The organism is Fictibacillus enclensis, assembly GCF_030123385.1.
GTDB classification, from domain to species: Bacteria; Bacillota; Bacilli; order Bacillales; family Fictibacillaceae; genus Fictibacillus_C; species Fictibacillus_C enclensis.
The window spans coordinates 2,136,915-2,150,535 of the sequence record NZ_CP126109.1 but is presented as its reverse complement, the minus strand read 5'-3'; the positions used below and the strand labels follow the sequence as shown (position 1 = coordinate 2,150,535).

13 protein-coding genes are annotated in these 13,621 nt (G+C 45.9%); all 13 read right to left on the bottom strand.

From position 1 onward, the window contains the following. Window positions 1-45: 45 nt before the first annotated feature. The 13 genes from recA to QNH15_RS11400 all read right to left on the bottom strand — a co-directional run bounded on the left by recA (window position 46) and on the right by QNH15_RS11400 (window position 13,539). A complete protein-coding gene (gene recA, locus QNH15_RS11460; RefSeq protein ID WP_283894754.1) occupies window positions 46-1,098 on the bottom strand; it encodes a recombinase RecA in 1,053 nt (350 codons plus the stop codon). A 123-nt stretch (window positions 1,099-1,221) separates the two neighbouring features. Further along, the gene (locus tag QNH15_RS11455; RefSeq protein WP_283894753.1) at window positions 1,222-2,463 is read right to left on the bottom strand and encodes a competence/damage-inducible protein A; all 1,242 of its coding nucleotides are present in this window, start codon (window positions 2,461-2,463) and stop codon (window positions 1,222-1,224) included. Between the two features lie 86 nt (window positions 2,464-2,549). Further along, entirely contained in the window at window positions 2,550-3,128 is a 579-nt protein-coding gene (gene pgsA / locus QNH15_RS11450; RefSeq protein WP_129475933.1) for a CDP-diacylglycerol--glycerol-3-phosphate 3-phosphatidyltransferase, read from the bottom strand. A 47-nt stretch (window positions 3,129-3,175) separates the two neighbouring features. After that, entirely contained in the window at window positions 3,176-4,069 is an 894-nt protein-coding gene (locus tag QNH15_RS11445; RefSeq protein WP_283894752.1) for a helix-turn-helix domain-containing protein, read from the bottom strand. Window positions 4,070-4,094: 25 nt separating this feature from the next. Beyond that, window positions 4,095-4,868, bottom strand: coding sequence for a DUF3388 domain-containing protein (locus tag QNH15_RS11440; RefSeq protein WP_283894751.1), 774 nt, complete (start codon window positions 4,866-4,868; stop codon window positions 4,095-4,097). 124 nt (window positions 4,869-4,992) lie between these two features. After that, window positions 4,993-5,244, bottom strand: coding sequence for a DUF3243 domain-containing protein (locus QNH15_RS11435; RefSeq protein ID WP_283894750.1), 252 nt, complete (start codon window positions 5,242-5,244; stop codon window positions 4,993-4,995). Between the two features lie 79 nt (window positions 5,245-5,323). After that, window positions 5,324-6,052, bottom strand: a complete 729-nt coding sequence (gene ymfI, locus QNH15_RS11430; RefSeq protein WP_283894749.1) for an elongation factor P 5-aminopentanone reductase — start codon at window positions 6,050-6,052, stop codon at window positions 5,324-5,326. Between the two features lie 61 nt (window positions 6,053-6,113). Continuing rightward, window positions 6,114-7,403 carry an EF-P 5-aminopentanol modification-associated protein YfmH gene (gene yfmH, locus QNH15_RS11425; protein ID WP_283895535.1) on the bottom strand — a complete coding sequence of 430 codons (1,290 nt, stop codon included), beginning with the start codon at window positions 7,401-7,403 and terminating at the stop codon, window positions 6,114-6,116. After that, window positions 7,403-8,683, bottom strand: a complete 1,281-nt coding sequence (yfmF, locus tag QNH15_RS11420) for an EF-P 5-aminopentanol modification-associated protein YfmF (RefSeq protein WP_283894748.1) — start codon at window positions 8,681-8,683, stop codon at window positions 7,403-7,405. The genes yfmH and yfmF overlap by 1 nt, the downstream gene beginning before the upstream one ends. Window positions 8,684-8,812: 129 nt before the next feature. Next, entirely contained in the window at window positions 8,813-9,775 is a 963-nt protein-coding gene (locus QNH15_RS11415) for an ABC transporter permease (protein ID WP_283894747.1), read from the bottom strand. Then, entirely contained in the window at window positions 9,775-10,821 is a 1,047-nt protein-coding gene (locus QNH15_RS11410; protein WP_420889645.1) for an ABC transporter permease, read from the bottom strand. Before QNH15_RS11410 ends, QNH15_RS11415 begins: the two co-directional genes overlap by 1 nt. Next, window positions 10,817-12,355 (bottom strand): ABC transporter ATP-binding protein, encoded by a 1,539-nt coding sequence (locus QNH15_RS11405; RefSeq protein ID WP_283894746.1) that lies wholly within the window; start codon window positions 12,353-12,355, stop codon window positions 10,817-10,819. Before QNH15_RS11405 ends, QNH15_RS11410 begins: the two co-directional genes overlap by 5 nt. 113 nt (window positions 12,356-12,468) lie before the next feature. Continuing rightward, window positions 12,469-13,539, bottom strand: a complete 1,071-nt coding sequence (locus QNH15_RS11400; RefSeq protein ID WP_283894745.1) for a BMP family lipoprotein — start codon at window positions 13,537-13,539, stop codon at window positions 12,469-12,471. Window positions 13,540-13,621: the final 82 nt, after the last annotated feature.

Genomic DNA, 13,621 nt, shown 5'->3' with positions numbered 1-13,621 from the left:
ACTGCAAAAAAAGGCCGTACATTCGGGATGTACGGCCTTCGGGTGCTATTCGGTTAGCTCAAATTCCTCTTTTTCTTCCGGCCGGGCAGCAGCATCAACGGTGTTGACTTCCCCACCCAATTGATAATAGCTTCTGATTTGGGTGATGATTTCTTCAGCCACTTCTTCATTTTCCTTTAAGAATTGCTTGGAGTTCTCTCTGCCCTGGCCGAGACGGTCTCCATCAAAGGAGTACCAGGCGCCACTCTTTTGAACCACGTCAATATCGGAACCAATATCAAGGATTTCCCCTTCTCTTGAAATCCCTTCGCCGTACATAATGTCCACCTCTGCCTGTTTAAACGGAGGTGCAACCTTGTTTTTAACCACTTTGATTCTTGTTTTGTTTCCTACCATATCGGTTCCCTGCTTGAGGGTTTCCGCACGGCGGACTTCAAGACGGACAGAAGAATAAAACTTAAGGGCACGTCCACCCGGAGTGGTTTCAGGGTTTCCAAACATAACGCCCACTTTTTCACGAATCTGGTTGATAAACACCGCGATGGTTTTGGATTTGCTGATTGCTCCGGAAAGCTTACGCAAAGCCTGGGACATCAATCTTGCCTGAAGACCCACATGGGAATCTCCCATTTCGCCTTCAATCTCTGCTTTTGGCACAAGAGCCGCAACAGAGTCAATGATCAGAATATCCACTGCACCGCTTCGGACTAGGGCTTCAGCAATTTCAAGCGCCTGTTCGCCTGTATCCGGCTGTGACAGCAGAAGCTCGTCGATGTTTACGCCAAGTTTTTGGGCATACACCGGGTCAAGGGCATGCTCCGCATCAATAAAAGCAGCTTGTCCGCCGTTTTTCTGGACTTCAGCTATCGCATGAAGCGCAACGGTTGTTTTACCGGAAGATTCAGGTCCGTAAACTTCAATGATTCTTCCCCGTGGATATCCGCCTACACCAAGCGCGATATCAAGCGCCAAAGATCCGCTCGAGATGGTGGAGACTCTCTGTTCAGCCTGCTCGCCAAGTTTCATGATGGAACCTTTTCCGAATTGCTTTTCGATCTGGCGCAAGGCCATGTCAAGTGCCGCTTTGCGGTCGCTCATGTAATCACTCCTCAAATTTATATCATTGCACATGTAAGTACAAAATGATGTCATATCCTATAGTTCTATTTTACTTCTTTTTTGCTCATTTGCCAATCTTTTTGCGAACATTTATTCGATTTTTTATTGACCTTTTTTGACCTTTGTCAACAAAAAGAACAATCCGTGCTTTACCGACCGCTCTCTTATGCTTGCCCGTGACCCGGAGAGGCTGAGCGAAAATACCTCTGTTCCGTTCTTGTCCGACAAACCGATAAAAACGGTTCCCGGCTCCTTGCCTTCACTTTTATCCGGTCCTGCCACCCCGGTAAAACTGATGCCGATATCCGAACCAGTCAGTTTTCGGACGTTGTCCGCCATTTGTTTAGCCGTGTCAGGACTTACAGCTCCATGGGATGCGAGAACGTCCGGGCTGACATCGAGCAGCTTTTCTTTCATCTCATTGCTGTAGCAAACCACAGAACCTTTGTAGAATGCTGAACTGCCGGGCAGCTCGGTCATCTGCTGCCCGAACCAACCGCCAGTAAGGCTCTCGGCAGAAGAAACGGTCAGTTTGCTGCTTTTTAAATATTCTGCTGTTGTTTCTGTCAGACTTGTTTCACCATATCCGTACAAAAATTCACCAACCCGCTCGTTAATGCGTTCTTCAAGCAGGTCCAGCTGAATGTGTGCCATATGTATATCTTTGAATTTGGCAGACAGTCTCAGGGTGACTTCATGACTGCCGGCGAGCGGCGCTACGGTCGGGTTGGTCTGCTCATCGATAATGTCCTGCAGTGTGGCTTCTAGGAGCGACTCACCAATGCCAAAAAAACGAAGGACTCTCGATACGATCGGTTCCACGCCGGGAAGCTTGGCGGTGAGATAGGTGATACCGAAATTCCCGAACATCGGGCGCATTTCCTTTGGCGGTCCCGGAAGAAGCATATACGTTATTCCACCCGCTTCAAGGGCCATGCCCGGCGCCATTCCGTTTTTGTTGGACAGCACATCTGCCCCTTCAAGCACAAGCGCCTGTTTTCTGTTATTTTCGGTCATCGTTCTTCCTGTTCTCTTGTAATAGAGCTCGATTCCTTCCATTGCTTCCTCATCATACACCAGTTGTTTTCCCAAAACCGCGGCAATGGTTTCTTTGGTTAAATCATCTTTTGTCGGTCCGAGACCGCCGGTGAAAATGATCAGATTGGACCTCGTCTGAGCGTTCTGGATGACCGTTTCCAAACGTCCCGGATTATCACCCACTACGGAATGGTAAAAAACATTGATTCCGGCCTCAGCCAGTTCCGATGAAATAAATTGGGCATTGGTGTTTGCGATCTGTCCTAAAAGAAGCTCGCTTCCGACAGCAATAATTTCTGCATTCATTCGCGTATTCCCCCGTATTAATGTGTTATAAACTTTCGGTCTAATAAAAAAAACAGGAGAATGATATGGTTCTCCTGTTCATGCTGTTATTTTGATTTTAGCATAACTTCTTTGTTTTGAATAAAATATTCCCACCCTGAATAAAGGGTAATCAGTGTAGCAGCCCACATGCTGATTTGGGCGAAAGGTATCCCGATCCATGCAAACGGAATATTGTGCAATAGCAAGGCAGATATGGCAATAATCTGGATCCATGTCTTCAGTTTCCCCATCTGGCTTGCTGCGATGACGGCCCCTTCTGCCGCTGCCACAAGACGGATGCCGGTGACGGCGAATTCACGGCTGAGGATAATGATGACCATCCAGGCGGGTGCGTAACCAAGCTGGACAAGCGCCACAAACGCAGCAGTTACGAGCAATTTATCCGCCAGAGGATCCAAAAATTTTCCGAAATTGGTCACCAGGCCGAGCTTGCGGGCGTAGTAGCCGTCCACCCAATCGGTACAGGAGGCAACAATAAAGATCAGAGCAGCCACCAAATGAGTGACCGGTAGATCCACGCCCATCCATGTGACGGTTCCCCATTCGAAACCGGTTAGTAGCACAATCATGAAGACTGGGATTAAAAAAATACGTGAAATAGTAATTTTATTTGGCAAATTCATTTTCTTTCCTCCAATTTTGACAGCGCGTACACGGCGTTACCTGTAGATTATTGTTTGCTGAAAGCCGTGTTTTTAATGACAATTCTCTGGTGGATCCCACGTTTTTCGGTAGGAATCGGGTAGGAGAACGGTTTACCATTAATCGTTAACTTCGCAAAATTGGCGGCTCCGATATTCAGTTCAACCTCTTTTTTACCGGTTAAATCATACTTGGCGGTATCTCCTTTTTTAAACATCTTGCTTGCCAGTTGTTTTGAATCTGCTTTTACATCCATATATACAGGTCCGTTCATTTTAAAGGCAATCTCGAATGCATCCGCTTCCTTGAGTTCGTATGTAGTGGTAATTCCCTGAGTGCCTTTTTTTACCAGAACCGCTTCTTTCTTTTCAGGTTGCTTTTGCTCTTTCGGTTTTTCCGGTGTTTTCTTTACCGGTTCTTTCTTTTCTTCCTTTGCCTTTTCCGCACTGTCTTTTTCTGCGTTTTTGCTATTATCGATCTCTACAGACGCGGGATTCGAGCCATTAGAATTGCCGTTGGCTCCTGAGTCACGATTGGCAAGATATGCCCAAACGCCGACAAGGACAGCAAGAATTACGACAGAAACCAGCACTATGGGAAGCCAGGTTTTAAAAACAGATTCTCCGCCATCAAGCGGCTGCTTGTTTCGTTCCGAGCGGGGAATAAACTCCGTTGGCTCCTTTTCGGCTTTTGGGATTTCAGATTCAAACCGCTCGAATACTTCTTCATAATTCAACCCGACGGTTTCGCTGTAATTTTTTATAAACGCTCTGGCATAGAAGGAACCTGGCAGGACTTCATACCGCCCTTCCTCAATCGCCTGCAGGTAACGTTTTTGAATTTTAGTTTCCGTTTGGAGCTGTTCAAGGGAAAATCCTTTTTCCTCCCTTTTCTCTCGCAAAAAATTTCCTAGTTCAGTCAAGTTTACCACCTTCCACTAATTGAAGTCATTCAAATGCGGAAAATCCTACATCTGTTTCGATTACTTCGTATGTGATTGCTTCATTGGGATCGTTTCGCAATTCAATGATGTAATCAAAATCACCCATGCTGTATTCCGTCTGTTGAACAAAAACATCAGGATGCTCAATTACTTTTGCTGTAGGCATGCGCATAATTTCCCGGATAAGCTGCCAGTGCCGCTCATTGGAACGGCGTGATGATACAATGCCATCAATAATATAAACATTGTTTGTACTATATTCATCATCAGCCAGCTGAACACGCATGGTTTGTTTAAGAAGCGTAGAAGATATAAATACCCATTTCTTGCTCGCACAAACACTCGAAGCAACAATGGACTCAGTTTTGCCTACGCGCGGCATGCCCCGGATTCCAATCAGCTTATGGCCTTCCACTTTATAAAGCTCGGCCAGAAAATCGACAAGCAGGCCCAATTCATCCCTGACAAACCGGAATGTTTTTTTATCGTCCGCATCACGTTGTATGTATCGTCCATGCCGCACAGCCAAAATATCGCGCAGCTTTGGCTTCCGGAATTTTGTAACCGTAATATTATCCATGGATTGAAGGATTGAGCGAAGTCGTTCCACCTTCTCCTGCTTGTCTACCAAGAGAAGAAGTCCCCGTCTTCCATTGTCCACGCCATTGATCGTCACGATATTGATTCCAAGCATTCCCAAAAGAGATGATATATCACCAAGGAGCCCAGGACGATTCTTATTGATTTCATATTCAAGGTACCATTCCTGTTCGCCCATTCTTCAGCTCCCTTTCATTTTTCCGTATTGATTGCCACTTCATTACTTAATAATATCTGATTTCAAATTATTATGAAAGAAAAAATAAAAGGATGTTAAGAAAAATTCTTAACATCCTTTAAAGTCAGCTATCCTTCTGAACCATTTTCACCATCATGTTGGCGATGGCGTGTTTTTCCTCGTCGCTTGCCACACTCCAAAGATCAGCAAGAACTTTTTCCTCAGCATTTTTAGGGTCAACATGGGATGCAAGGTATCCACCGATCTCTGTAGCGAGGTTGGAAACGGTTGATTGATCCATCCCTTGCCCTTCAGCATGTTCAAGGCGGTCAGAAAGAAAACTCTTCCATTGTCCAAAGTTATCTAATACAGACATGTTTGTTCCTCCTTAAAATATGGTACATCCCTTAATATTTCAAGAAGAAAGGTGAATTATGCATGCCCTAGGACAAATTTTAAGTATGCCATCCTCCACTCGCCGTAATCACATGGCCATTGATATAGGAGGATTTATCGGAAAGCAAAAACAGCGCAATTTCGGCGATCTCTTCCGGTTTTCCGAGCCGTCCTGCGGGGATCTCATCGTTCAGGTCCTGAAGCTCCTCTTCAGAAAACCCGCTCATCATTTTCGTTTCCACAGCTCCTGGCGCAATACCGTTCACCCGGATACCGCTTGGGGCGGCTTCTTTCGCCATCGCTTTCACAAAGGTATTCAATCCGCCTTTCAAGGTGGAATAAAGCACTTCGCAAGAAGCACCAGCAGCTCCCCAAACCGATGAAACAGCGATGATATTCCCTCTTCCTCTTTTGACCATTTGCGGCAGCACATGCTTCGTGATCATAATGGGGCTGGTCAAATTAAGCTGGATCATCCTTTCCATCGTTTCCTGCTTCATATCGGTCAACAGCCCGTAATAAGAGGAGGCACTATTATGGATCACGGCATCCACTGGAACAAACAGGGAGGAAAGCAGTTTTTCTGTGCCTTCCTTCAGCGATAAATCTGCTTGCAGTAGTAAAATTTCGATCTGGTATCGATCAACAAGCTCTTTTTCAAGCAGTTTTGCCTGCTCTGCCCCCTGATTGTAATGAAGAATGAGGGAGTAGCCGGCCCCTGCCAGCATGCGGGAAATGCTGGAGCCAATTCCGCCGCTCGCCCCGGTCACAAGAACCCATTTTGACATTTATTGTTCACCTGCTTAAAAAACATCCCTGCTCGGCGCAGGGATGTTTGTTTTACTTTCATTATGACTGTTTCTTCTTTACCTGGCAAACGGTCAGCTGACTTTCCTCGAAATGGTCGTTTAACGCGTCCTGAAGCTGTTTGACGGTCAGTTCCTCAAAAGTAGGAATCACATCAAAAAGGTTCATCTCATTAAATTCATACCGGGTAAACTGGTTGGCAATAAATTCAGGAGAATTCAGCGCTCTCAGAAACGAACCAATTTTCTTTTTCCTCGCCCTTTCAAGATCTTCTTCATTCAGCGTCTTCTGTTTGAATTCATTCACCATTTCGGAAATACGCTGCGCAAACGTATCCGGATCGGTTGTATCCCCGCCTATCATGGAAAAACCAAATCCCATCTCTTCGGTATAATCAAACGAAAAGGAAGGATCAATCAGGCCTTCTTCATACAGCTTCTCGTAATTTTTGGTGCTTTTGCCAAACATTATCTCCAATAAAAGGTTAATGGACAATTCACGGACAAGAAGGTCCTTCCCGCTTCGCTGCGGGCGCTTCTCCTTATAGCCCATATAGCACTTTGGTGTTTGCACTGGCATGTGGAGCACTTCTTTTCTGTTGGCGGGTTCAGCCGGTTCCTCATCAAAAAATCGCTCGATCGGCGGCTGATCATTATAATCCTTGCCCGCCTGGTTTTTTTCGACAAGACCCATAATTTTTTCTGCATCAATCGGGCCGACAATAAAGAGGAGCATGTTGCTCGGATGATAAAAGGTATTGTAGCATTCGTACAGATTATCCTTCGTGATTTTCGCAATGGATTCCACCGTTCCTGCGATATCAATAGCCACAGGATGATTTTTGTACATATTGGCGATCAGGCCAAAGTACACGCGCCAGTCCGGATTATCATCATACATCCTGATTTCCTGGCCGATTATGCCTTTTTCCTTTTCCACCGTTTTTTCTGTAAAATACGGAGCCTGAACAAAATCAATAAGGGTGGTCAGGTTTTTCTCCACGTCGCCGGTGGTTGAAAATAAGTAGGCGGTGCGGTTAAACGTGGTAAACGCGTTCGCGGATGCTCCCTGCTTACTAAAGTCCTGAAAAACGTCTCCATGTTCCTTCTCAAAAAGCTTATGCTCAAGAAAATGGGCAATACCATCCGGAACTTTCACTTTTTCCTCTTTCCCAAGCGGGACAAAGTGGTTGTCCACTGAACCATAGTGGGTCGTAAAAGTGGCATAAGTTTTGTTAAAATCCTTTTTCTCAAGGATATATACTTTCAGGCCGTTCGGAAGCGTTTTGTGGTTCAATGTTTCTTTAAGCTGGTTAAAATGGATTTGTTCCATCATTCTCCCCTCCCTTTTAAGAAATAAATGGTATCGAGCTGAATCTTTTGGGATACATCCCTGACTTGTTCCTTTGTGACATTCTGGATGCCTTCGAGCCATTCCTCAATGGTTCGTTTGTGGCGGGAAACCACTTCATGATAAAGAACCTCCACCAGGCCTGTTGAATCATCAACGGTTTCAAGGATTTGGTTTCTGATCATGGCTTTCGTCTGTTCGAGTTCCCCATCGGTAATGTTGCCGTTTCGGATTTCCTCGAGCTGTTCATTGATGATCTTCACGGTTTTTTCATAATTTTTGGTCTCAATGCCGGACATCACAAAAATGATGCCTTTATGGCTTTCAAAGCGCGAAGCAGCATAATACGCCAGGCTCTCTTTTTCACGCACGTTCATAAACAGCTTGGAATGTGAAAATCCGCCGAACACCCCGTTGAATACCTGAAGGGCAAGGTATTCCGGATCGCTGTAAGTAATATATGTTCTATAACCCATATGCAGCTTTCCTTGCTGCACTTCCTGTTCTTCGAAAACTTCCTTTACTTCGTCCACCCTTTGCTTGCCTGTTGGAGATGTTCGTTTCGGTTCCATTCTGTCTTGCGGAAACACAAAATGTTTTTTGGCCAATTCCTGCAGTGCATTCCTTGAAACATCACCGACCGCAAAAAGATGAATTTCATCTTCTTTCATGACTTTTTGATAATAGTCATACAGTGTTTCGGGCGTAATCGAATCCACTTCCTGCTCATTGCCGTACACATTGAAGCGGTACGGTTCCTCATCAAACATTTCTTCAATCAGGCGCTTGTTGGCATACCTCATTTTATCGTCATAAATCGATTCAATCTGCTGTTTTAACGACCGCTTTTCCTTTTGAACAATCCTGGGCAGGAACCCTTCACCTTGTTTGGCCGGCTTCAGAAGAACCTGGGAAAGCAATTCAAACGCCCGGTCAAGCAAAGGCGTGTTGTCACTCAAAAACTTTTCATTCGCCACATCCATTCTCAGGGTGATGATCTGGTATTCACCTTTTTTAGAAAGATCCACCCCGAGAGTTGCCCCGTAAAGGCCATCAAGTGCCCCACGAAGCTCTTTGCTGCTCGGATAGCGTTCTGTGCCGCTTTGCAGCACATAGGGAAGCAAGGCCCTTTTGGTTACTTCTTCTTCTGTAATCGGGCTTTTAATTTGCAGGATTAAAGAAGTGGTTTTATATTTGGTAGTTTCGATCGTATGTAAGGTCATTCCGGGCATATCCGCCACGTGATGGTCTACAAGTGTCATTTCGGTTCCTCCCTTTTATGAATATGAATCATACGTTCTAGTGTACCCACTTTCCATAGCAAACATGACTTTTCCTGCCTGAAGAAGAAATAAAGAGCCTGATCCCCGAGGGGAAACAGGCTCTGGTTCTTATCGTTTGCCTTTTTCGTAAGGCTGTCCGGATGCTTTTGGTGCATCCGCTCTGCCGACAAACCCGGCAAGGGCAAGAATGGTCAGTACATAAGGCAAAATCAGAAGATACACATCAGGGATATCTTTCAGGAGCGGGATTTGTTCTCCTGTAATACTCAAGCTTTGGGCAAGACCGAAAAAGAGAGCCGCACCCATAGCACCCAGCGGATGCCATTTCCCAAAAATCATGGCGGCAAGAGCCATGAAACCTTGGCCGGAAATGGTTGAACCTGTGAAGTTCCCTGCGATGGAAGCCACATAAATGGCTCCTCCGAGTCCTGCAAAGGCTCCTCCCATGATTACTGAAATGTAACGCGTTTTGATCACGTTGATCCCCATAGTGTCTGCAGCCATAGGGTGCTCCCCGACAGACCGGAGGCGAAGCCCGAACGGTGTTTTATATATGATATACCACACAACAAAAGCAAGGAATACGGCAACAAATGATGTTGAGTATGCGTTGGAGAAAAACAGGTCTCCGATCACCGGGATCTTGGACAGCACCGGAACATCACCTTTTCCGATCCGTTCCTGTATATCCGGCGTCTGGCCAGCTCCAAACAGCTTCTTTGTCAAAAAGATGGAGAGTCCAGCAGCCAAAAAGTTAAGCGCCACACCGCTGACCACCTGGTCGGCTTTCAGCGAGATGCTGGCCACCGCGTGCGGAACAGCAAAAAGAGCTCCGGCGACAATAGCTACCACAAAACTCATCCATGGAGAACCACCGCCAAGTCCCCACTGTTCCCCATAATGGGTAAAAATAGCTCCGATAAAGGCACCGAACATCATCAGCCCTTCAAGTCCAATGTTTACCACGCCTGAACGTTCACTGAGCACTCCGCCAAGCGCTGTAAGAATAAGTGGTGCTGCCGATACGATCGCGGCCGGAACGATAAGGGCAAGAATTTGAAAGAAATCCATCAGATTTTACCCCCTTTTGTAAATCGGTTGGTCAGCCATCGAATCAGGTAGCTTGACGCCACAAAGAAAATGATAAGTGCGATGACAATTCCTACGAGTTCGGTTGGCACGCCTGCAGCGGATTGCATGGTAAGCGATCCAATCTTTAGCCCTCCAAACAACAAGGCAGCAATAATAATTCCGACAGAGCCATTGGCACCAAGCAGGGAGACCGCAATACCGTCAAAACCAACCCCTGTAAACGCATTATTAATGGTCATGTATTGATAGGTTCCAAGTCCTTCCATCGTTCCTGCCGCACCTGCAAATGCACCGGAAATCGCCATGGCGAGCACGATGTTCTTGGACACATTGATTCCTGCATATTGTGAAGCATGCTGGTTGAAGCCCACGGCCCTTAATTCATATCCGGTCGTAGTCTTCCATAAAATGAACCACATGATAACAGCAGCCAGAATGGCTACCACAATACCATAGTGAAGACGTGAAAACTCGGTAAGCTGCTGCAGCCACGGTGAAGCCAGGGATGCGGATTCTTTAATGTCCTTTGTCCGCTCGCCGGGCGCCAGCATGTAGGCGCGAATGATACCGTTGGTTGTATAGAGCGCAATATAGTTCATCATGATCGTTGTGATAACTTCATGAACTTTAAACTTCGCTTTCAAAAAACCAGGAATGACTCCCCATAGTGCACCCGCCGCTGCACCTGCCAAAATGGCAAAAGGAAGATGAATCACCTTGGGAAGATCAAAATGAATGCCTACATAAACCGAAGCGAGCCAGCCGACAAGCAGTTGCCCTTCAACCCCAATGTTAAAAAGGCCGGTTCTGAACGCAAACGCAACGGCTAGACCCGATAAAATGAGCGGAGATGCCGCACGAATGGTTTCACCCAGGTTGTAGCCATTTCCAAATATGCCGTCGATCAGCGCCGCATAGGCGGAAATGGGGTTGTAATTGCTGACAAGCATGATTATGCCGCCGATCAAAAGCCCCAATAAAACTGAAACAACGGGTACAAGAATATGAAATAAACGGCCTTTAATGAGATTCACTACGATCACCTGCTTTTTGTTTCTTCCCGCCTGCCATAAGCAGTCCGAGCTCTTGTTCCGTCGTTTCCTTCGGATCAACGATGGCTACAATTTTTCCTTCATAAATAACAGCGATCCGGTCACTGACATTCATGACTTCATCAAGTTCAAAGGAGAGCAGAAGCACCGCTTTTCCTTTATCTCGTTCCTGTATGAGTTTTGAGTGGATAAATTCGATGGCCCCGACGTCAAGGCCCCGGGTCGGCTGGGCAGCAATCAAAAAGGCGGGGCTTCTGTCCACTTCCCTGGCAATGATCGCTTTTTGCTGATTGCCTCCCGATAACGCTCTGGCCAATGTGTGCTCACTTGGCGTTCGCACGTCAAACTCTTTGATGAGTTGATTGGCCTTCTCAAAAATCACCGGAAATTTAAGAATTTTATGTTTGGAAAAAGGCTGCTGATAGTACGTTTGCAGAACCATATTTGTTCCAATGGAAAAATCCAGAACGAGACCGTGTTTATGCCGGTCCTGCGGGATATGGCCAACTCCTTCTTCTGTAACCTTTCTTGGCTTATGGTTGGTAATGCTTTTACCGTTGAGCTCAACGGTTCCCCTGACAGCTTTTCTTAGGCCTGTAATGGCTTCTAACAACTCCGTCTGACCATTGCCATCAACCCCTGCAATACCGAGGATTTCACCCGCTTTAATCTCCAGGTTAAGGCCATCGACAACCGGTACTTTTCTCGCATCCTCTACAACGAGGTTCTGGATCTTAAGAACGGTTTGCTTCGGTGAAGCGTCCGTTTTGTCCACTTTAAAATTGACTTCGCGTCCTACCATCATAGCCGCAAGCTTATCTGGATTCGTCTCTGCCACATCGACGGTGCCGATGCCGCGTCCCCTTCTGATGACGGTGCATCTGTCGCATGCCTCCATAATTTCTTTAAGCTTATGCGTGATAAGGATGATGGATTTCCCTTCGGCCACGAGTTTTTTCATGATTTCCATCAATTCATGAATTTCCTGCGGCGTGAGTACAGCTGTCGGCTCGTCAAAGATTAGAATTTCAGCTCCGCGATACAACGTTTTCAAAATTTCCACCCGCTGCTGCATACCCACCGAAATATTTTCAATCTTTGCGTTTGGATCTACCGATAAACCATAACGGTCAGAAAGCGCCTTGACTTCCTTGGCGGCCTTTTTCAAATCCACACGGCCTCCGGTAGTGATTTCTTTGCCTAGTATAATATTTTCTGTTACAGTAAAGTTTTCAACGAGCATAAAGTGCTGATGCACCATGCCGATTCCAAGCCGGTTGGCGACATTCGGATCGGTAATGGAAATGGGTTTTCCTTTTACATAAATTTCACCCTGCTCTGGCTGATACAAACCGAAGAGCACGTTCATCAAGGTTGATTTTCCAGCTCCGTTTTCGCCCAAAAGCGCATGAATCTCACCTTTTTTTACCTGCAATGTGACATTGTCGTTGGCAACAATTCCAGGAAATTCTTTGCGTATGTTTCTCATTTCAATAACATATTCCACCGAGTTCACCCCTCAATGACTTTTATTCTTGGTCTCTCTAGGAGTCAGAAGTCTAACCTTTTATGGCGTAAATAAAGGCCAGTAAACGAATACCAGCCTTTACTTTTTAGCATTTACTTTTTCATGTTAGCTTCAAATGTCTTATACTCTTTGTCTGTCTTAGGGACCGTGATGTCACCGTCCTGTATTTTCTTTTTATACTCATCGACTTTGGCAAGAGCGTCTTTTGAAACATTCTCTTTATGAGGGGCGATTCCCACACCGTCTTGATCGAGTCCGAATTCAACTGTTTTTCCGCCAGGAAACTTTCCGTCCATCGTTTGCTTGGAAACTTCTTCAACCGCCTTGTCCACACGCTTAACCATGGAAGTCAGTGTTACATTTTCTGGCATTCCTTCTTCGTGCTGGTCACGGTCAACTCCGATAACCCAAACCTTTTCGCCATTTTTGGAACGGTTCTTTGCTTCTGTAAATACGCCTTTTCCGGTTCCGCCAGCTGCATGATAGATGATATCAGCGCCTTTTCCATAGAAGGTGTTGGCAATGGCTTGCCCTTTTTCTGCTTTGTTGAAGTCACCGGCGTATTGAACAAAAATCTCAGCCTTTGGATTCGCTGTTTTTACACCGGCTTTAAATCCATTTTCAAACTTTTTGATCAATTCACTGTCCACGCCGCCGACGAATCCGACTTTGTTGGTTTTAGTCTGCATACCGGCAATCAGACCTACAAGGAATGAACCTTCATGCTCTTTGAATGTGATACTGGCCACGTTCTTTTCCGGAACAACAGAGTCAACAAGAGCAAGCTGTGCTTTTGGCTGTTGTTTGGCCACTTTTTGAATATCCTGCTGCATCAGGAATCCGATTCCGTATACAAGCTTGTAGTTATCGCGAACTAATGAGTTAAGGTTGGGAGCGTAATCACTAGCAGCCGTGGATTGAAGATATTTAAAGTCTGTCCCTTTTTTCATTTTGTTGTCTTTGCCGAATTTTTGGAGCCCTTCCCAAGCGGATTGGTTAAAGGACTTATCGTCTACACCGCCAGTGTCGGTGACCATGGCCACCTTAAATGCATCCTTCTTACCGTCGGCATTTGATCCCCCGCCGTCATCTTTCCCACAGGCAGAAAGCAGTGTACCAGCTGCTAAAGCAAGACTTAATAAAACCCCGGTTCTCTTTTTCAATTGTTTTTCCCCCTAATTTTTTATACGGATAACACTCTTAACACATCAAGCAAACGGTGTAGCACATCACCCCCAATATAGG